Origin of the sequence: Burkholderia sp. BCC1972 (genome assembly GCF_905339605.1) — a bacterium.
Taxonomy (GTDB): domain Bacteria; phylum Pseudomonadota; class Gammaproteobacteria; order Burkholderiales; family Burkholderiaceae; genus Burkholderia.
In genome coordinates, this window is record NZ_CAJPGH010000006.1 from 135749 (window position 1) to 156001 (window position 20253).

Below are 20253 nucleotides of genomic sequence, written 5' to 3' on the forward strand. Positions count from 1 at the left end.
GCGTTTCGCCCGCCGCCCCTGTGCAAGCGGCGGCGCCATGCCAAAATAGCCGGTCGTCTTCGCGCCGCTTCGGCGCGCCATCCTTTAGTTTCCTTCGCAGCCAGGGATTGCCATGTCGTCATTGCTCAGGATTGGTTTGATGGGTTTCGGTTTCGCCGGCGCGACGTTCCACGCGCCGGTGATCGCCACGAGCGGCCGCACTGAAGTCGCCGCGATCGCAACGGGGCAGCCCGATCGCGCGCAGGCCGCGTATCCGGGCGCGCGCGTCGTCCCCGACCTCGACACGCTGCTCGGCCTCGACGACATCGAGTGCGTGGTGATCGCCACGCCGAACGACACGCACTTCACGCTCGCGCGCCAGGTGCTCGAAGCCGGCCGCCATGTGGTCGTCGACAAGCCCGTCACGCTCACCGCCGACGAGGCGCTTGCGCTCGCACGGCTCGCGAACGCGCGCAGCCGGCTGTTCGCGCCGTTCCACAACCGCCGCTGGGACGGCGATTTCCTCACCGTGCGCGACATCGTCAAGTCGGGCGAGCTCGGCCGCCTCACCTATTTCGCATCGCATTTCGACCGCTTCCGGCCGACGCCGCGCACGCGCTGGCGCGAAGAGCCGGCTCGCGGCGGCGGCCTGCTGCTCGATCTCGGCCCGCACCTGATCGACCAGGCGCTCGCGCTGTTCGGCACGCCGGAAACGGTGAGCGCGACCGTCAAGACACGTCGCGACAACGGCACGGCGCCCGATTTCGTCCACCTGCTGCTCGGCTATCCGGACAAGGACGTCGCGCTGCATGCGAGCGCGCTGTCGGCGATCGAACCCGCGCGCTTCACGCTGCACGGCACGCGCGGCAGCTACGAGAAATTCGGGCTCGACACGCAGGAAGACCAGCTCAAGGCCGGCCTCACCGCGGACGACGTCGAATTCGGCGGCGGCAACCCGCCCGGCCTGCTGCGCGTGCTCGACGGCGACGTCGAGGTCGAGCGCCCGGTTCCGACGCTCGATGGCCAGTACGCGGAGTTCTACCGTGCGCTCGCCGCGTCGATCCGCGACGGCGCACCGTTCCCCGTCACCGCGCAGGACGCCGTCGACGTGATGACCATCATCGAACTCGCCGCGCAGAGCGAGCACGACGGCCGCCGGGTACCGTTCGTGCGACGCATCGTATGATGGCCGCCGGCCGGGTCAGTGCCGACCCGGCCGCTGCCGCCCTCCCGCACGGCGGGCGGGCAGCGGCCCTGCGTCAGCCGCCGCGCCGGCCCCGTCCCGAACATTCCGTTACAAATGGTGCGGGAACGAAAGTCAGCGGTCGTCCGGTCTGACGCGTTTCTCAAAAAGTCGATCCGACACCAATCCGTCAGGAGAATGTGATGCAACGGTTGATTCGCGCAGCAGCATGCTGCGTCCTGGTTTCCTCGCTCGCTGCGTGTATCGTGCAGCCGCAGCGGCCGGTCCGGCAGGCGCCTCCGCCCCCGCCGCGTCCGAATCCGCAGGTCGTCGCGAACGACCGCATGCAGGAGGTCCAGGGCCGGATCGACAACCTGCACCGCCGCATCGACGCACGCGTGAACGGCGGCTACTATCCGCCGCCGTATGGCGCGCAGCTGCATCACCGCCTCGACGTGATCCGCCAGGAATCGAACGACATGGCGGCCCAGCACAGCGGCGGCCTGTCCGGCGACGAGCAGCGCGTGCTGAACCAGGAACTCGACACGGCCGCGCGCGCGATCGGCGAGTAATCCCGGCAACGCCGACACCCGCCGGTGCCGGCAGGCGTCGGCAAAAGCGGCGGCACCCCACGCCGCCGCTTGTCGCGAAGCGACATTCTTTTGCCCAAATTGACAATGCCCACCCGCTCGCGTACAGTCGCCCGCACGCGTCGGGAGAGCGTGTAACCGGGTCGTTTCGACACCGGTTGCGCCGCCGAAGGGGCACACCCGCAAACTCTCAGGCAAAAGGACCGACCGCGTCGGGGAATCGCGTCCGCGCACTGCGCGGGCCACACTCTCCCCGCACTCTGGAGAGCGGCAGTAGCCCGCAGCGCACTGGTTGCGCGGGCAGGCTGCCCACCGAAGGGGCGCGCGCCGGCCGGGCTTTGCCCGCCGCGCAATCTCTCAGGTATCGAGGACAGAGGGGCATGTACCGGATCGCTCGAGGCCATCGGCCGCGGCGGTCGGCACATGGCCGTTCTGATCCGCGCGCAAGCGCCTTGCCTGAGGCCTCGATGACTGCACTGAATCACACCCCGCTCAACGCCGCGCACCGCGCGCTCAATGCCCGCATGGTCGACTTCGGCGGCTGGGACATGCCCGTCAACTACGGCTCGCAGATCGAAGAACACGAAGCCGTGCGCACCGACGCCGGCATGTTCGACGTGTCGCACATGTGCGTGGTCGACTTCACCGGCAGCCGCGTGCGCGCGTTCTTCGAGCACGCGATCGCGAACAACGTCGGCAAGCTCAAGACGCCCGGCAAGGCCCTCTACTCGTGCCTGCTCAACCCGCAGGGCGGCGTCATCGACGACCTGATCGTCTATTACTTCACCGAAGAATTCTTCCGCGTGGTCGTCAACGCCGGCACGGCCGAGAAAGACATCGCGTGGTTCAACCAGCTGAACGAGCAAGGCGGCTACGGTCTCACGATCGCACCGCGCCGCGATTTCGCGATCGTCGCCGTACAGGGCCCGAACGCCCGCGAAAAGGTCTGGACGACGGTGCCTTCCGCCCGTGCCGCGACCAGCGAGCTGAAGCCGTTCAACGCCGCGCAGGTCGCCGCCACGCCGTTCGGCGATCTCACCATCGCCCGCACCGGCTATACCGGTGAAGACGGTTTCGAAGTGATCGTCCCGGCCGTGCACGTCGAAGCGCTGTGGGCCGCACTGCAGCAAAACGGCGTGCGCCCGTGCGGGCTCGGTGCGCGCGACACGCTGCGCCTCGAGGCCGGCATGAACCTGTACGGCCAGGACATGGACGACACCGTCTCCCCGCTCGACGCGGGCCTCGCGTGGACGGTCGACCTCACCGCGCCGCGCGACTTCGTCGGCCGCGCCGCACTGGAAGCCAACGGCACGCGCGCCGCGTTCGTCGGCCTGATCCTGCAGAAGGAAAACGGCAAGGCAGGCGGCGTGCTGCGCGCGCACCAGAAGGTCGTCACGCCGCACGGCGAAGGCGAGATCACGAGCGGCACGTTCTCGCCGTCGATGCAGGAATCGATCGCGTTCGCCCGCGTGCCGGCCGCCGTCCAGATCGGCGACCTGGTCCAGGTGCAAATTCGAGACAAGAATCTTCCCGCGCGCGTGGTAAAACTGCCGTTCGTGCGCAACGGCAAGGTCCTCGCTGCGTAACGGCCGGGGGGCCGCCTCCCGGTAAGCCGGGAAATGGCGCCCGGCGCAACCCTACCCGGCGCGCCATCGCGGCGCGCCAGCAGAACGAATTACACCCTTTTATCCAGGAGCATCCGATGAGCAACGTCCCGGCCGATCTGAAATACACCGACGAACACGAGTGGATCCACGCCGAAGCCGACGGCACGCTGACGATCGGCATCACCGATCATGCGCAGAACACGCTCGGCGACATCGTTTTCCTCGAGCTGCCGGCAGTCGGCAAGCAAGTGAAGGCGGGTGACGCGATCGGCGTCGTCGAATCGGTGAAAGCCGCATCCGACATCTACGCGCCCGTCACCGGCGAAGTGGTCGCCATCAACGCGGACGCCACCGACGCACCGGAAGAAGTGAACAGCGACGCATACGGCACGTGGCTGTTCAAGATCAAGCTCGCGGCCGGCGCATCGACCGACAACCTGCTTGACGCTGCCGCCTACAGCAAGCTGATCGACTAATTCCCCTACCCGAACCGCGCGGCGCCGGCCTCGGCGCGCGCGGGACCAGAGTCACGCCATGAAGCTCGAACACCCGGACCGCCTGATGAACCGCACGCCCCTCTCGCTCGCCGCGCTCGAAACGCACGACGCGTTCGCCGAACGCCACATCGGCCCCGATGCCGCCAGCCAGCAGGCCATGCTCGACACGCTCGGCTTTGCGTCGCGCGCCGCCCTGATCGACGCCGTGATCCCGGCCTCGATCCGCCGCGCCGAAACGCTGCCGCTCGGCCCGTTCGCGCAGCCGAAGAGCGAGGCCGAAGCGCTCGCCGCACTGCGGGTTCTCGCGGACAAGAACCAGGTGTTCCGCTCGTATATCGGTCAGGGTTACAACGACACGCACACGCCGGCCGTGATCCTGCGCAACGTGCTCGAAAACCCGGCGTGGTACACGGCCTACACGCCGTACCAGCCCGAAATTTCCCAGGGTCGCCTCGAGGCGCTCCTGAACTTCCAGCAGATGGTCGCCGACCTGACGGGCCTCGCGATCTCGAACGCATCGCTGCTCGACGAGGCCACTGCCGCGGCCGAAGCGATGACGCTGCTGCAGCGCACCGGCAAGCCGGCGTCGAACGTGTTCTACGTCGCCGACGACGTGCTGCCGCAAACGCTGGAAGTGATCCGCACGCGCGCGCTGCCGGTCGGCATCGAGGTCAAGACGGGCCCGGCCGCCGACGCCGCGCAGGCAAACGCATTCGGCGTGCTGCTGCAATACCCGGGCGTGAACGGCGACGTGCGCGACTACCGCGCGCTCACCGAAGCGATCCACGCGGCCGGCGGCCACGTGGTCGTCGCGGCCGACCTGCTCGCGCTCACCGTGCTGACGCCGCCCGGTGAATGGGGCGCGGACGTCGCGATCGGCAACACGCAGCGCTTCGGCGTGCCGATGGGCTTCGGCGGCCCGCACGCCGCGTACCTCGCGGTGCGTGACGAATTCAAGCGCCAGATGCCGGGCCGCCTCGTCGGCGTGACGGTCGACGCGCAGGGCAAGCCCGCGCTGCGCCTCGCGCTGCAGACGCGCGAACAGCACATCCGCCGCGAGAAGGCGACGTCGAACGTGTGTACCGCGCAGGCGCTGCTCGCGATCATGGCCAGCATGTACGCGGTCTACCACGGCCCGCACGGCCTGAAGACGATCGCGCTGCGCGTGAACCGCATCGCGGCGCTGCTCGCCGCCGGCGTGAAGCAGCTCGGCTTCGCGACCGTCAACGACACGTTCTTCGACACGCTGACGATCGACACCGGCGCGCGCACCGCGCAGGTCCACGAATTCGCGAAGGCGAAGCGCATCAACCTGCGCCGCGTGAGCGACACGCAAGTCGGCGTATCGGTCGACGAAACCACGACGCGCGACGACCTCGCCGACCTGCTCGACGTGTTCGCGCAGGCCGCGGGCGGCACCGCACCGGCCGTCGACGCGCTGGATGCGGGCCTCGCCGGCGTCGCCGCGCTGCCGGCCGGCCTCGAGCGCACGAGCGCGTACCTGACGCACCACGTGTTCAACTGCCACCATTCCGAAACCGAAATGCTGCGCTACCTGCGCAGCCTGTCGGACAAGGATCTCGCGCTCGACCGCTCGATGATCCCGCTCGGCTCGTGCACGATGAAGCTGAACGCGACGTCGGAAATGCTGCCGGTCACGTGGCCCGAATTCGGCGGCATCCACCCGTTCGCCCCGGCCGAGCAGACCGTCGGCTACCGCGAGATGATCGACCAGCTCGAGCAGATGCTCGTCGCGGCCACCGGCTACGCAGCCGTGTCGCTGCAGCCGAACGCCGGCTCGCAGGGCGAGTACGCGGGCCTCCTGATCATCCACGCGTACCACGCATCGCGCGGCGAAGCGCATCGCGACGTGTGCCTGATCCCCGCATCCGCGCACGGCACGAACCCGGCGTCGGCGCACATGGCCGGCATGAAGGTCGTGGTCGTGGCCTGCGATGCACAGGGCAACGTCGACATCGCCGACCTGAAGGCGAAGGCCGAAGAACATTCGAAGGACCTCGCGGCGATCATGATCACGTATCCGTCGACGCACGGCGTGTTCGAGCAGAACGTCCGCGAGATCTGCGAGATCGTCCACACGCACGGCGGCCAGGTGTACGTCGACGGCGCGAACATGAACGCGATGGTCGGCCTGACCGCGCCGGGCCAGTTCGGTGGCGACGTGTCGCACCTGAACCTGCACAAGACGTTCTGCATCCCGCACGGCGGCGGCGGCCCGGGCGTCGGCCCGGTCGCGGTCGGCGCGCACCTCGCGAAGTTCCTGCCGAACCAGCGTTCGACCGGCTACGCCCGTGCCGAAGACGGCATCGGCGCGGTATCGGCCGCGCCGTACGGCTCGGCGTCGATCCTGCCGATCTCGTGGATGTACATCGCGATGATGGGCGCGAAGAACCTGACCGCCGCGACGGAAACCGCGATCCTCAACGCGAACTACATCGCGAAGCGCCTCGCGCCGCACTACCCGGTGCTGTATTCGGGCCCGGGCGGGCTGGTCGCGCACGAGTGCATTCTCGACCTGCGTCCGATCAAGGAATCGAGCGGCATCAGCGTCGACGACGTCGCGAAGCGCCTGATGGACTACGGCTTCCACGCGCCGACGATGAGCTTCCCGGTGCCGGGCACGCTGATGGTCGAGCCGACCGAATCCGAATCGCAGGAAGAACTCGACCGCTTCATCGCCGCGATGATCGCGATCCGCGAGGAAATCCGCGCGGTCGAGGAAGGCCGCGCCGATCGCGAGGACAACCCGCTGCGTCACGCACCGCACACGGCAGCCGTCGTCACCGCGAACGAATGGCCGCACGCGTACTCGCGCGAGCAGGCTGCGTACCCAGTCGCCTCGCTCGGCACGAACAAGTACTGGCCGCCGGTCGGCCGCGCGGACAACGCGTACGGCGACCGCAACCTGTTCTGCTCGTGCGTGCCGATGTCGGAATACGCATAACGCACGCCAGGCCCGGAACCGCCCGATGGTGACCGCACCGCACGCAACCCGGGGTTGCGTGCGGTTTTTGCGTTCGCCGGGCGAACCGGTTCACGTTCCTCCGCCAATCCGGCTAACATCACACGCGATCCAGCCAATGAAGGAGTTCCGCATGGTGCGTCCGATGTTTCCGGGCCATGGTGCAACCAAGAAGCGGCCGTGCATGCGCGCAGGCCGGTTCGTGCCGATGCTCGTCGCCTCGCTGTCGCTGGCCGCTGCTGGCCTCGGTGCGTCCGGCAGCGCGCGCGCGGCGATGAATTTCTGCGCGGCGCCGGCCCTGCAGGCGAGCGAGACGACGCAGGCCGAACCGGGCGTGCAGGCGCTGATCCGCAGCGTCGACGCGCGCATCGGCGAGCAGCCGAAGGCAATGGCGCGCGTGCATACCGAAGGCACGCTGCCGCACGAAGGCATCTACGACCAGAGTGCGGCCGCGCTGAAGGACATGGACCTGATGCGCGACGCGGCGCTCGCGTGGCGCGTGACGAACGCGCCGCGCTACCTGCAGCTCGTCGACCGCTTCCTGTCCGCGTGGGTCTCGACCTACCAGCCGAGCTTCAATCCGATCGACGAAACGCGCTTCGAGAGCCTGATCGTCGCGTACGACATGACCGCGAGCGCGCTGCCGGTAAAAACACGCAACGCGACGGCCGCGTTCATCGCGAAGCTCGGCGCCGGCTATGTCGCGCAGATCGACGCGCAGAAGCGCCCGCTCACCGGCACCTGGCGCAACAACTGGCAGAGCCACCGGATCAAGCTGATCGCGCTGTCCGCGTTCACGCTCGGCGACCGCAAGATGATGAACGCCGCGCAGCGGCTGTTCGTCGAGCATCTCGCCGACAACATCGGCCCGGACGGCAAGACCTGGGACTTCGAGGAACGCGATGCGCTGCATTACGCGGTCTACGACCTGCAGCCGCTGGTGACGGCCGCGCTCGCCGCGCGCCGCTTCAACCGCAACTGGCTGCGTGAACGCGGCGCGAACGGCGCAACGCTCGCGGCGGCGCTCGACTGGCTCGTGCCGTACGCGCTCGGCGAGAAAACCCATGAGGAATTCGTGAATTCGCCGGTGCCGTTCGACGCGAAGCGCCGCGAGGCCGGCCTGCCGGGTTACACGGGGCAGTGGGACCCGAAAAACGCCACCGAACTCTTTCATCTGGCCGCGCGGCTCGACGGGCGCTATGCCCGCGTCGCGCAGCAGCTTTCCCCAACGCCGCCCGCATGGCTCGCCGCGTGCCTGCCATTGCAGGCGCGCTAGCAATTATTCTTATAGCAAGGCAGGTATCGAAATGGCAGTCAGCGTGTTTGACCTCTTCAAGATCGGCATCGGTCCGTCCAGTTCGCACACGGTCGGACCGATGCGCGCGGCGCTGATGTTCGTCCAGGGCCTCGAGCGCGACGGGCAGCTCGACGCGACGGCCCACGTGAAGGTCGAGCTGTACGGCTCGCTCGGCGCCACTGGCAAGGGCCACGGCACCGACCGCGGCGTGATGCTCGGCCTGCTCGGCGACGCGCCCGACACCGTCGATCCCGACACGATCGACGCGCGGCTGGAAGACGTGCGCAAGTCGAAGCAGCTCGCGCTGCTCGGCACGCATCCGGTGCCGTTCGTGCTGAAGGAGAACATCGCGTTCTACCGCCAGGCGCTGCCCGAGCATCCGAACGGGATGAAGCTGCGCGCATCCGACGCGAACGGCACGGTGCTGGTCGAGCGCACCTACCTGTCGGTTGGCGGCGGCTTCGTCGTGACGGCCGGCGCGCCGAACACGAAGGTGCTGAGCGCGGCCGAGCAGATGACGCACCCGTTCCGCACCGGCGCCGAGCTGCTCGCGCTGACCGAGTCGACCGGCAAGTCGATCGCTCAGCTGATGTGGGACAACGAGCGCGCGTGGCACACCGAGGAAGAAACGCGCGACGGGCTGCTGAAGATCTGGTCGGTGATGCAGTCGTGCGTGTCGCGCGGCTGCGGGATCGGCAACCCCGATGCCGACGGCAACCTGCCCGGCCCGTTCCAGGTCAAGCGCCGCGCGCCGCAGCTGTACCGCACGCTGACGGGCAGCCCGGAGCGCGCGCTGCAGGATCCGCTGTCGATGATCGACTGGATCAACCTGTACGCGATCGCGGTCAACGAGGAAAACGCGGCCGGCGGCCGTGTCGTCACCGCGCCGACCAACGGCGCCGCCGGCATCATCCCGGCCGTACTGCACTACTACACGCGCTTCACGCCCGGCGCGAACGAGCAAGGCGTGATCGACTTCCTGCTGACGGCCGCCGCGATCGGCATTCTTTACAAGCTCAACGCGTCGATCTCGGGCGCGGAAGTCGGCTGCCAGGGTGAAGTGGGGGTCGCGTGCTCGATGGCGGCCGGCGCGCTCGCGGCCGTGCTCGGCGGCACGCCGCAGCAGGTCGAGAACGCGGCCGAAATCGGGATGGAACACAACCTCGGCCTCACCTGCGACCCGGTCGGCGGGATGGTGCAGATTCCGTGCATCGAGCGCAACGCGATGGCGTCGGTGAAGGCCGTCAACGCGGCGCGCATGGCGCTGCGCGGCGACGGCTCGCACTATGTGTCGCTCGACTCCGTGATCAAGACGATGCGCGAGACGGGCGCCGACATGAAGACGAAGTACAAGGAAACGTCGCGCGGCGGGCTGGCGGTGAATATCGTCGAGTGCTGATGCCGGATCCGGCGATGGCGCGCGGTGGATCGACACCCTGCGTTGCCGCCGGGCATGGCGCCCGACGCTAGTCGTTCAGCCAGTTCTCCAGTCGCAACCCCGGATAGCTGACGAAATCCCGCTCGTTGTTGGTAACGAGGACGACATCGAGCGACACCGCATGAGCGGCGATCAATTTGTCGAGGTGATCCTTCTTTCGCTCGCGGGTCGCGTCGCGGACCGGACCATACGCTTGCGCTGCCGCGGCGTCGAAAGGCGCGACGGGAATATCCTCGATCAATGCGGCGAGATTGCGGCGCTCTCGCGCGGGGCTCGTGCATGCGGTCACGCCGTACTCGAGCTCCGCATAGGTGATCGCCGACATGACGACGTCGCCCGTGTAGCACTGCGCAAACCGTCTCGCGACCTGCTCCGGCTGATTTTTCATCAGATAGATGCACATGTTGGTGTCGAGCATGAATCGCGGCATCACAAGCCCTCGCGTTCGGCCTGCTCCTGGTCGCCCCGCCCTTCGGTCATGAAGTCGGGCCCGAATTTCGCGAACTTCTCAAGTACGTGCGTCAAAGGCCGCCGCATCGGCCGAATGCGGATTTCGTCACCGACGCGCTCGATTTCCAGTTCGATATCGCTGCGATCATAAGTAAGGTCCGCAGGAATTCGCACGGCCTGCGAGTTGCCGTTCCTGAATACCCTCGTGGTATGCATGTCGATCTCCGGTCGGATGTACATTGTATGTACATTATCCGATGCAGGTCGAAATGTAAATCCATGTGTGTACATGGCAGTCTTTCCTTGGCTGACGAGCCGGCAATGAATACGCGCATCACGGCCACTGCCGTCGCGCATGCAACACGCGAAGGATCTCCACGATGCGCGCGGCCGGCCGGATGCGATACACGAGCACATAGTTCGGCGCGACCACCAGTTCTCGCGTACCTGCCACACGCCCATGCCGATAAAGCTCGGCATGGGTCGTCAACGCCGCGGCCCTTTCTTCCAGCAGCTCGTCGAGTTCGAGCGCGGCCGCCGGGTCGTCCTCGCTGATGTAGTCCATGATCGCGACGCGATCCTCGTACGCCTTGGGATTCCAGTGCAACTCGAGGGTCAAGAAACATTCCCTCGCTTGTCCGATATTCGCCGGCGTAGCGCCGCGCGGCGCGATGCGAAGTCGGCGCTGACTTCGGCGTCGGGAATCGACGCACGCGGATCGTCCAGCGCCTGCTGCACCTGTTCGCGAAACCAGCGGTCGTGGGCTGCTGCCTCGTGCGCCGCCTTCAACGCGGCTGAGCGATCGGGCCGGGCCGCCCGACCGGCCGCATCCGGATCGAACGTCGACGCATCCACATCGAACCGGCTGATGCCGATGTCGCGCAGAAAGCCAACCAGCGTTTCGAAACGGCGAAACACCCGCACGTCGCCGCGCTTGGCCGACAGGAATCGGTCATTCGCGCCGCAACGTGCCGAGATCGCCCAGCCGTTGCGGCAGCCCACCACGCGGGCCGCACTTACGGCGCCGGCCTCGACCAGCTCAGTCAGCGTCTTCTGATCGATTGTTTCGGTTGCCATGGTGTTCCTCGATCCAGCTGTGGGTTCGTTGGAAATTTTACTGTTAAATGAGATGCCATTTTATTATTGTTTGGGAGACCTAGTTCCCGTGGCCACGACAGACATCCGGCTCGGTCCCAACAGCATCCACTTTTCACCGTCGCGCGCATCCGCCCAAGCTGGCCATTCCGCCACCGAAGTCCTGACGCACCCGCCGCACCACCCAGCGTTCCGACACTTTTCAGCGACCGGCGTACCGGCGTAAGCTGTACGTCCCGCTACCCAGGGAGACGGCAGCCCATGTCGCATTCCAAGGATCTCGAGCCGCGCGCCACCACCGGTGCGCGACTGCTCGTCGATGCGTTGCTCGCCAATCACGTCGAACGCGTGTTCTGCGTGCCGGGCGAGAGTTTCCTCGCGGTACTCGATGCGCTGGCGGACGACACCGCGCGCATCCAGACGGTCGTCTGCCGCCACGAGGCGGCCGCCGCGAACATGGCCGAAGCGGTCGGCAAGCTGACCGGCCGCCCCGGCATCGCCTTCGTCACGCGCGGGCCCGGCGCAACCCACGCGTCGATCGGCGTGCACACCGCGTTCCAGGATTCGACGCCGATGATCCTGTTCGTCGGCCAGTGCGCACGCGAGCACCTCGACCGCGAAGCCTTCCAGGAAATCGACTACCGCCGGATGTTCGGCCAGATGGCGAAATGGGTCGCGCAGATCGACGACCCGCGCCGCATCCCCGAATACCTGAGCCATGCGTTCCACGTCGCGACGTCGGGCCGCCCCGGCCCGGTCGTGCTTGCGCTGCCCGAGGACGTGCTGTCCGAAGCGTGCGCGTCGCAGCCCGTCGTGCCGGCCGCGAAACGCATCGCGGCCGCTCCGTCGGCCGCGCAGGTCGACGAGCTGCGCGAGCGGCTCGCGCGCGCGGAACGGCCGGTCGCGATCGTCGGCGGCAGCGGCTGGACGCCCGACGCGTGCGCGAACCTGCGCACTTTCGTCGAACGCTGGCAGTTGCCGGTCGCCTGCGCGTTCCGCTTCCAGGACACGATCGACAATGCACACCCGAACTACGCGGGCGACGTCGGGCTCGGGATCAATCCCGCGCTCGCGAAACGCATCCGCGACGCCGACCTGCTGCTCGTCATCGGGCCACGCCTCGGCGAAGCGACGACCGGCGGCTACACGCTGCTCGACATCCCGAAGACGCGCCAGACGCTGATTCACGTGCACCAGGGCGCGGACGAGCTCGGCCGCGTCTACGCGGCCGACCTGCCGATCGTGTCGGGGATGCCGGAGATCACCGCGCCGCTCGCCGCGCTCGAGGCGCCCGAACGCCCCGCGTGGACCGGCACGGCCGCCGACGCGCATCGCGCGTATCGCGAATGGCATGCGCCGCTGCCGATGCCCGGCGACGTGCAGCTCGGCGACGTGATGGTGCAGTTGCGCGAGCGCCTGCCGCACGACGCGATCCTCACCAACGGCGCCGGCAACTATGCAATCTGGCTGCACCGCCACTTTGCGTACCGGCATTTCCGTTCGCAGCTCGCGCCGACCAGCGGCGCGATGGGCTACGGGCTGCCGGCTGCGCTCGCCGCGAAATCGCTGTATCCGCAGCGCGCGGTCGTCGCGCTCGCAGGCGACGGCTGCTTCATGATGGCCGGCAACGAGCTCGCCACCGCGATGCAGTACGGGCTGAACATCGTCGCGATCGTCGTCAACAACGGGCATTTCGGCACGATCCGCATGCATCAGGAGCGCAACTACCCGGGCCGTGTGCACGGCACGGGGCTCACGAACCCCGATTTCGCCGCCTATGCGCGTGCGTTCGGCGCGCATGGAGAGACGGTCGAGCGCACCGCCGATTTCGCGCCCGCGCTCGAACGCGCGCTGACCTGCGGGCTGCCCGCGGTGATCGAGATCCGCATTCCGCAGGACGCCAGCACGCCGGCCGCGACGCTCGAGCAGATCCGCGAGCAAGGCCGCCGCGCGCGCGGCGGATGACGGTGGATACGCCCACCGCGCCGCCCGGCGGCGCGCTGTCGCACGAGGACGCGCTGGCCTGCCCCGGCACGCTGCTCGCACCCGATGGCACGCTCGTCGCGCCGTACGACGTCGAGCACGGCGGCGGACGTGCCGACGGCCACGTGCCGGCCGCGCCCGCGCTCGGCCTGCTGCACGCCGCGCACCGGCCGTTCCGGCTCGACCATGACGGCACGCGGCACGTGCACGTGATCAACGGCATGGGCGTCACGCTCGGCGATTCGGTGATCGGGCTGACGGCCGTCGCCGCGCTGCGTGCGGCCCACCCGGGCCTGCGTTTCACGCTGTACCGGCCGGCCCGCGCACCGCGCTACGTCGATGCGCTGTATGCGCTCGCGGCCGACGTCGTCGCGCCGTCGCGCACGCTGCCGTGCCCGGTCGAAGCACTGCCCGCCGATGCACCGTGCATCGACGTCGGCAATCACCTGTACTGGCCCGCGTTCGCGCGGCTGCCGATGATCGATTTCTTCCTGGATGCGCTCGGCGCCGACCCGGCCGCCGTGCCGGCCGCCGCGAAGCGCAACCGCTGGCTCGCACGGTTGCCGCTGCCTGCGCTGCCGGCCGCCTGGCAGCGGCCGTACGTGCTGTTCTGCCCGAATGCGAGCACGGCCGTGCGCAGCGTGCCGCCGGCGCTGCGCGCGGCGTTCGTGGATCGGCTCGTGCGGCGCTACGGGCTGCCGGTGGCCGGCTTCGGCGCGGTCGAGCATCCCGCTTACGTCGACGTGAGCAGCGACGCCACCGACACCGCGCGCTTCATCGCCTGGGTCAAGGGCGCCAGCGTGCTGTTCACGCCCGACACGGCCGCGCTGCATCTCGCCGACGGGTTCGACGTGCCGACGCTCGCGTGCTTCACGACGATCGGGCCGGCGCTGCGCGTGCGCGACTATCCGCATTGCGTGCCGGTCGCGCTCGAGCTGCCCGTCGAATTGCACGGGTTGCATCGCAGCGAGCAGCCGGACGATCTGGCCGCAGTCGAAGCGGCTTACCGCGCCATCGACTGGGATGCGCTGGCGTGGCCCGCACCGCGCGAAGTGGCACCGGCGGTCAACTGAGCAAACCCGACGCGGCCTTCGGCAGGACAAACGAACAAGTAGCCGTGCACGCACGCCCCCCGTGCCGACGCGGCGCCGCCCCGGCTGCCCGGCTCACCCCGCCGCGACCGTCACCGCGCGATCGCGCAGCGTCTCCGACGGCCGCTTGCCGAACAGCCGCCGGTAATCGGTCGCGAACTGGCTCAGGTGCCAGAAACCCCACGCCTCCGCGACATCCTGCACCGAGCCGGCCGCGCGGCCGCACAGGTCGCGCCGCGCGCCGTTCAGCCGCAGCGTGCGCAGATAGGTCGCGGGCGCCATCCCGAGCACGTCCTGGAAACAGTACTGCAGCGTGCGCCGGCTCACGTGCAGCTGCTCGCACAATTCCGGCACGCCGACCGGGCGCGTGCGATGGGCGAGCACGTAGTCGCGCGCCTGTTCGACGATCCAGCGCCGCGTCGACGGCGCGGCGCCGCTGCCGTCGTCGGCCGGTTGCGCGCACACGTCGAACAGCGCGGCCAGCACGTCGGCCTGCAGGTCGTCGCGCTGCGCATCGGGCAGCGGGCCGTCCATCGCCACCGCGCCGTCGAGACGGCTGCCGAGCAGCGCGCACAGGCGCGCGAGTCGCGCATCGCCGACCTGCATCACGCGCTGCGTGAACAGCCGCTCGTCGAGCGCGCGACGCTCGACTTCCTCCGCATAACGGCGCAGCACGTCGCCGCGCACGACGACGCCGTAGATCGAGAACTGCGCGGGCGTCACCAGTTCGAATTCGACGTTCCCGGGCCGGAACGCAAGCGCGCCGGGCCCGATCCGGCACGCATCGACGCGCGCAGTGCCGTCGCACACGAGCGGGATGCCGAACCAGTACGCGTCGCCGCGCACTTCGCAGGCCTGGCGCAGCAGATGGCTCGTCGATTCGCGAAACAGCTTCATCGTGTCGAGCGGCAGCTCGGTCAGCGTGCCGACGAAGCGGCCCGCCGCGAGCTGGTCGTAGGTCTGCCGCCAGCCGATCAGGTTGCGCGCCTGCTCGTCCGCATCGTGCGCGACGCTGACGACCGCCTGCCCGGCCAGCGCGTCGTCGCCCTGCGCGTTGCGCCGCGTGTCTTCGGCGGTCGGTTCTTCGCTACACGCCACGTGTTGATCCATCGTGTCCTCCCTCTCCTGCCCGGAACTGCGTGTATCACGCAAGTCCCGTGCCGAACCGCCCGGCCCGGCGCACGACCCGCCATTCCACACAGTCCGGCCGGCGCGCGCCATGCGGGCGCACCCGAAGACGGCGTACCGCGCACGCCGCCGGTGCGGCACGCGCGACGACTGCGCATCCGCGCCGTGATCGCCTCCCGGCTACCGGTTACCCGGCCGGCTTCAGCCGCACGACCCGCGTGCCGCAGTTGCCGTACGCCTGCGCGACCGCCAGCTCGACGATCGCGCTGCCGGCCGCCCACGGCGCCGCATCCGCTTCCGGCAGATCGGCCCGCAACGTCGCACGACCGTTGATCCGGTAGCGGATCCCGCGCACGAAATCGACGAACAGCAACCCGACGCCGCTGCCGTCGCACGCCGCCGCGTCGATCCGCCCGCCGCCGCCGTCCGGTACGGGCAACGCGAACCGCAGCGTCTTCGTGTCGATCACGCGCGCGACGGGCAGCAGATCGCCGTTCGTGTCGCGCAGGCTCTGCACGATGTCGCAGGTCACGACGGCGGGCGTGCCGCTTGCAATGCCGACGAACATGAGCGGCTGCGACTCGACGAACTGCCGCACGCCGAGGCTCAGGCGCGTGGTCACGACGTCGCTCATCCGCTCGGCTTCGTCGGCGACGCCGAAGCGGTGCTGCGCATCGAGCTCACCCGCATGGAATACCGGGTGACGCGGAAAGGATCGGGGCGGCTCTGCCATGCTGGTTGTCGTCGTCGCGCGCATCGATGCGCCGTGCCGCCGCGTGCCCGCGGCTGCCGGCATCGTTTCCGGCGCCGGCCGCAAGACAACGCGGCCCGCGCCGGGCGTCGAATTCCGGAATCGAACGGGGCGGAGGCACCGGGACCGACCGGCCCCGGCGCTCCGCCACCGCTTCGGCGATCAGAAGAACCCGAGCGCCTCGGCCTGGTAGCTGACCAGCAGGCATTTCGTCTGCTGATAGTTCGACAGCGCCATCTTGTGCGTCTCGCGGCCGATCCCCGACTGCTTGTAGCCGCCGAACGCCGCGTGCGCGGGGTACAGGTGGTAGCAGTTGGTCCACACGCGGCCGGCCTCGACCTCGCGGCCCATGCGGTACGCACGCGTGCCGTTGCGCGTCCACACGCCCGCGCCGAGCCCGTAGAACGTGTCGTTCGCGAGTTCGATCGCTTCCTGCTCGTCCTTGAACGTCATCACCGACGCGACCGGCCCGAAGATCTCTTCCTGGAACACGCGCATCTTGTTGTTGCCGAGCAGCATCGTCGGCTTCACGTAGTAGCCCGTGCCGAGTTCGGCGGCCGGTGCCGTGCGCTCGCCGCCCGTCAGGCATTGCGCGCCTTCGCCGCGGCCGATGTCGATGTACGACAGGATCTTGTCGAGCTGCTGCTGCGACGCCTGCGCGCCGATCATCGTCTGCAGGTCGAGCGGGTGGCCGGACTTGATGCGCTCGACGCGCGCGACGGCCTTCTCGATGAAGCGTTCGTAGATCGATTCCTGGATCAGGATCCGCGACGGGCACGTGCACACTTCGCCCTGGTTCAGCGCGAACATCGCGAGCCCTTCGAGCGCCTTGTCGAGGAACGCGTCGTCCTGGTCGAGCACGTCGGCGAAGAAGATGTTCGGGCTCTTGCCGCCCAGTTCGACCGTCGACGGGATCAGGCTGTCGGCCGCCGCACGCAGGATATGCTTGCCGACCGGCGTCGAGCCCGTGAACGCGATCTTCGCGATCCGCTTGCTGGTCGCGAGCGCTTCGCCCGCTTCCTTGCCGAAGCCGTTCACGATGTTGATCGTGCCGGCCGGGAACAGGTCGCCGATCAGTTCCATCAGCACCAGCACGGACGCGGGCGTCTGCTCGGCCGGCTTCATCACGACGCAGCAGCCGGCCGCGAGCGCCGGCGCGAGCTTCCATGCGGCCATCAGCAGCGGGAAGTTCCACGGGATGATCTGGCCGACGACGCCGAGCGGCTCGTGGAAGTGATACGCGACGGTGTTGTCGTCGATTTCGGAGATGCCGCCCTCTTGTGCGCGGATGCAGCCCGCGAAGTAGCGGAAGTGGTCGATCGCGAGCGGCAGGTCGGCTGCCATCGTCTCGCGCAGCGGCTTGCCGTTGTCGATCGTCTCGGCCACGGCCAGCAGCTTGAGGTTCTTTTCCATCCGGTCGGCGGCGGCGAGCAGCAGGTTCGCACGCTCGGCCACCGACGTCTTGCCCCACTTGCGGCGCGCGGCATGCGCGGCGTCGAGCGCCAGCTCGATGTCGTCCGCGCCCGAGCGCGGGATGCGGCAGAACGGCTGGCCGTTGATCGGCGACACGTTCTCGAAATACTCGCCCTTCACCGGCGCCACCCACTTGCCGCCGATGAAGTTGTCGTACTGCTGACGGTACGGATATTCGACGTCGAGGCCCAGTTGCTTCAGGTCAAACGGGTTCATACATGTCTCCTGTTCATCGTGCTTGTGTGAGTACAGCGCCGGTTGGAATGCGCTGCACTCGTTTACGCAACATGCGTGCCAAACAGGATGGGAGCACGTCGATCACGGCCGGCCCGCGTGCGCACCGTGCGGCGTTCGCGCGCGCGGCATGGCCGGTGTACCGATTCTGAACACCGCGGTTGCGCAGCGATGCGGCCGGTGTTCGGAATTTCCACAGTGAGTGGCGGTGCGCTGCCCGCGGACGCGCACCTTGGCGCGTGGCATGTCGCTTGCGTGCGGATCGGGGATCCATACGCCACGGCGCACCTGCCGACCGACACCATGAACGATCGCGGCCCCCTGACCGACGACGCCATCGCGTTCATCCGCGAGCAGGCCTTCCTGATCGTCGCGACCGCCGACGCGGCCGGCAACAGCGACTGCTCGTACCGCGGCCGCCAGCCGCGCGGCGACGGCTCGTTCGAGCCGCTCGTCGATATCCCGGACCGCCGCACGCTGGTGCTGCCCGACTTCGCGGGCAACAACCTGTTCAACACGATCGGCAACCTGCTCGTGAATCCGGCGATCGCGCTGCTGTTCGTCGATTTCGTGCGCCAGACGACCTGGCTCGTGCAGGGCCGCGCGACGCTCGACGAGGAGGCGGGAAGCCGCGCGCACCTGTGGCCCGATGCGCTGCGCCATGTGGTGATCGACGTGGAACGGGCACAGGCGCGGACAGATGCGGCGCTGCCGTCGCTCGTGCTGGCGTGATGCACGGCCCCGGCGGGTACCGCGCAGAACAGCGGACCATGCGGGCACGGTGGCGGCATTGACCGATGTGCAGAAGCACAGATGTGCCGATGCGCCGATGCGCCGCGACGCAACGCTCAACGCCCGTGCGTCTCCGCACAGGCCGGTTCGACCCGGCTGCGCGCCGACGCATCGGCATGCGCCCGGCCGTCCGTTTCGTCGCCCGTTTCGTCGTGAGCCGGACGCCCGCCGAGAAACACGAACACCACGCCGGCACACAGCACGGTGACGACGGCCAGCCCCGTCAGCAGCCGGTCGAACGCATGCGTGTAGCTCGCGATCAACGCCGCGTGCCCGACACCCGGCAACGCGGCCGCCGCGCCCGCGAGATCGCCGGTCGCGAGCCGCGCGGCGGCCCGCAGCGTCGCGTCCGGCGTGCCGGCGGCACCTGCCGCCTGCGTCAGTCCCGTTCGCGCCAGCCCGGCGAGCACCGCGCCGACGATCGCCAGCGCGATCCCCTCGCCGGCCACGCGCGTCGTGCTGAAAATGCCCGTCGCCATCCCGGCCCGCTCCTTCGGCACGACGCTCACCGACAGCCCGTCCATCAGCCCCCAAGGCATGCCGGCGCCGACGCCGATCGCGAGCATCGGCGCGATCGCCGCGGCCCCCGCGCCGCCCCGCAGCGCGATGCCGAGCCACACGAGCCCCGCCGCCGCGACGAGGAGCCCCAGCCCCGAGATCACGCCGGCCGACAGCCAGCGCGTGAGCGTCGCCGCGACGAACGGCACGACGAGCATCGGCGCGGAGATCGCGAGCATCAGCCAGCCGGCGTCGATTTCGCTGAAGCCGTCGATGCCGATGAAGCGCAGCGGCAGCACGACGAGCAGCACGATGTAGCAGCAGCACGTCGACACCGGCAGCACCTGCACGCCGACGAAGCGCGCGATGCGAAACAGCGACAGGTCGAGCATCGGCCGCGCGACGCGCGTCTCGATCATCACGAACGCGCCCGCGCCGAGCGCCGCGCCGGCCAGCAGCGCGATCACGAGCGTACTCGACCAGCCGCGCGCGGGCGCCTCGATCACGCCGAACGTGAACAGCGTCAGCGCGGCAGTGAACGCCGCCGTGCCGGGCCAGTCGAGCCCCGTTGCATGCGGGTCGCGTGACTCGTGCATGCGCGGCAGCCCGAACACCAGCGACAGCACGCCGGCCACCGCGCTCGTCACGAAGATCGCGCGCCAGCCGTAATGCCCGATCAGGCCGCCGGCCAGCACGGGCCCGAACGCGAGCCCGATGCCGAAGGTCGTGCCGAGCAGGCTGAACGCGCGCGTGCGCGCCGCGCCGTCGAATTCCTGCGCGAGCGCGGCCGTGCCGCCCGCGAGCGCCGCGGCCGCCGCGAGCCCTTGCGCGGCGCGCAGCAGGTCGACCGCGAGCATCGACGGCGCGAACGCGAGCGCGACCGACATCAGCGTGAAGCCGCCGACGCCGATCGCAAACAGGCGCTTGCGGCCGAACTGATCGGCGAGTGCGCCCGATGCCATCAGGAAGCTGCCGAACGCGAGCATGAACGCGTTGGTGATCCAGTTCATCGCGACCGGGCTGCCGTGCAGGTCGCGGCCGATCGCCGGCGTCGCGACCGCGCCGCCCGAAAACGACAGCGGCAGCGCGACAGCGGCCATGCAGACGGCGGCCAGCACCCATGCGCGCCGGCGCGCCGACTGGGCCGAAACGGCTGAAACAGGGTGATCCATCATCGCTCCTCG

The 20253-nt window shown here is 69.0% G+C and carries 18 protein-coding genes and 2 riboswitches; of the genes, 10 read left to right on the forward strand and 8 right to left on the reverse strand.

Annotated elements, in window-relative coordinates:
* Nucleotides 1–112 precede the first annotated feature (112 nt).
* The 7 genes from U5798_RS11895 (at nt 113) to U5798_RS11925 (ending at nt 9535) form a co-directional block, all read left to right on the forward strand.
* Nucleotides 113–1165: an oxidoreductase gene (locus U5798_RS11895; RefSeq protein WP_322082132.1), complete on the forward strand. Its 1053-nt coding sequence runs from the start codon at nt 113–115 to the stop codon at nt 1163–1165.
* A 200-nt stretch (nt 1166–1365) separates the two neighbouring features.
* A complete protein-coding gene (locus tag U5798_RS11900; RefSeq protein WP_124454713.1) occupies nt 1366–1734 on the forward strand; it encodes a hypothetical protein in 369 nt (122 codons plus the stop codon).
* A gap of 131 nt (nt 1735–1865) precedes the next feature.
* Nucleotides 1866–1969, forward strand: a riboswitch (glycine riboswitch).
* Nucleotides 1970–2002: 33 nt separating this feature from the next.
* Nucleotides 2003–2136, forward strand: a riboswitch (glycine riboswitch).
* Between the two features lie 83 nt (nt 2137–2219).
* Entirely contained in the window at nt 2220–3338 is a 1119-nt protein-coding gene (gcvT, locus tag U5798_RS11905; RefSeq protein ID WP_322082133.1) for a glycine cleavage system aminomethyltransferase GcvT, read from the forward strand.
* A gap of 116 nt (nt 3339–3454) precedes the next feature.
* Nucleotides 3455–3835: a glycine cleavage system protein GcvH gene (gene gcvH / locus U5798_RS11910; protein ID WP_124454709.1), complete on the forward strand. Its 381-nt coding sequence runs from the start codon at nt 3455–3457 to the stop codon at nt 3833–3835.
* 58 nt (nt 3836–3893) lie between these two features.
* Entirely contained in the window at nt 3894–6821 is a 2928-nt protein-coding gene (gcvP, locus tag U5798_RS11915) for an aminomethyl-transferring glycine dehydrogenase (RefSeq protein ID WP_322082134.1), read from the forward strand.
* Nucleotides 6822–6972: 151 nt separating this feature from the next.
* Entirely contained in the window at nt 6973–8115 is a 1143-nt protein-coding gene (locus U5798_RS11920; RefSeq protein ID WP_124454705.1) for an alginate lyase family protein, read from the forward strand.
* Between the two features lie 31 nt (nt 8116–8146).
* Nucleotides 8147–9535 carry an L-serine ammonia-lyase gene (locus tag U5798_RS11925; protein ID WP_124454703.1) on the forward strand — a complete coding sequence of 463 codons (1389 nt, stop codon included), beginning with the start codon at nt 8147–8149 and terminating at the stop codon, nt 9533–9535.
* 67 nt (nt 9536–9602) lie between these two features.
* On the opposite strand, the gene U5798_RS11930 is transcribed toward U5798_RS11925, so the two are convergent.
* The 4 genes from U5798_RS11930 to U5798_RS11945 all read right to left on the reverse strand — a co-directional run bounded on the left by U5798_RS11930 (nt 9603) and on the right by U5798_RS11945 (nt 11101).
* Nucleotides 9603–10004: a type II toxin-antitoxin system VapC family toxin gene (locus U5798_RS11930; RefSeq protein WP_124454701.1), complete on the reverse strand. Its 402-nt coding sequence runs from the start codon at nt 10002–10004 to the stop codon at nt 9603–9605.
* Nucleotides 10004–10240 carry a type II toxin-antitoxin system VapB family antitoxin gene (locus tag U5798_RS11935; RefSeq protein ID WP_322082135.1) on the reverse strand — a complete coding sequence of 79 codons (237 nt, stop codon included), beginning with the start codon at nt 10238–10240 and terminating at the stop codon, nt 10004–10006. The genes U5798_RS11930 and U5798_RS11935 overlap by 1 nt, the downstream gene beginning before the upstream one ends.
* A 118-nt stretch (nt 10241–10358) precedes the next feature.
* Nucleotides 10359–10643 (reverse strand): type II toxin-antitoxin system RelE/ParE family toxin, encoded by a 285-nt coding sequence (locus U5798_RS11940; protein WP_124454698.1) that lies wholly within the window; start codon nt 10641–10643, stop codon nt 10359–10361.
* Entirely contained in the window at nt 10640–11101 is a 462-nt protein-coding gene (locus tag U5798_RS11945; protein WP_124454696.1) for a hypothetical protein, read from the reverse strand. The genes U5798_RS11940 and U5798_RS11945 overlap by 4 nt, the downstream gene beginning before the upstream one ends.
* Before the next feature lie 279 nt (nt 11102–11380).
* Between U5798_RS11945 and U5798_RS11950 the strand changes: the two genes are divergently transcribed.
* Nucleotides 11381–13084: a thiamine pyrophosphate-binding protein gene (locus U5798_RS11950; RefSeq protein WP_322082136.1), complete on the forward strand. Its 1704-nt coding sequence runs from the start codon at nt 11381–11383 to the stop codon at nt 13082–13084.
* Nucleotides 13081–14175: an ADP-heptose--LPS heptosyltransferase gene (locus tag U5798_RS11955; protein ID WP_322082137.1), complete on the forward strand. Its 1095-nt coding sequence runs from the start codon at nt 13081–13083 to the stop codon at nt 14173–14175. The genes U5798_RS11950 and U5798_RS11955 overlap by 4 nt, the downstream gene beginning before the upstream one ends.
* Nucleotides 14176–14268: 93 nt before the next feature.
* Here U5798_RS11955 and U5798_RS11960 read toward each other — a convergent pair whose 3' ends face one another.
* From U5798_RS11960 to U5798_RS11970, 3 genes are all read right to left on the reverse strand, one after another.
* Nucleotides 14269–15303 carry a helix-turn-helix domain-containing protein gene (locus U5798_RS11960; RefSeq protein ID WP_124454688.1) on the reverse strand — a complete coding sequence of 345 codons (1035 nt, stop codon included), beginning with the start codon at nt 15301–15303 and terminating at the stop codon, nt 14269–14271.
* A gap of 205 nt (nt 15304–15508) precedes the next feature.
* Entirely contained in the window at nt 15509–16054 is a 546-nt protein-coding gene (locus U5798_RS11965) for a hypothetical protein (protein ID WP_322082138.1), read from the reverse strand.
* A gap of 180 nt (nt 16055–16234) precedes the next feature.
* Nucleotides 16235–17761, reverse strand: a complete 1527-nt coding sequence (locus U5798_RS11970) for an aldehyde dehydrogenase family protein (protein ID WP_124454684.1) — start codon at nt 17759–17761, stop codon at nt 16235–16237.
* Nucleotides 17762–18082: 321 nt separating this feature from the next.
* On the opposite strand from U5798_RS11970, the gene U5798_RS11975 reads away from it, so the two are divergent.
* Entirely contained in the window at nt 18083–18511 is a 429-nt protein-coding gene (locus U5798_RS11975; protein WP_124454683.1) for a pyridoxamine 5'-phosphate oxidase family protein, read from the forward strand.
* A 116-nt stretch (nt 18512–18627) separates the two neighbouring features.
* On the opposite strand, the gene U5798_RS11980 is transcribed toward U5798_RS11975, so the two are convergent.
* Entirely contained in the window at nt 18628–20241 is a 1614-nt protein-coding gene (locus U5798_RS11980; protein ID WP_322082139.1) for an MFS transporter, read from the reverse strand.
* Nucleotides 20242–20253 lie beyond the last annotated feature (12 nt).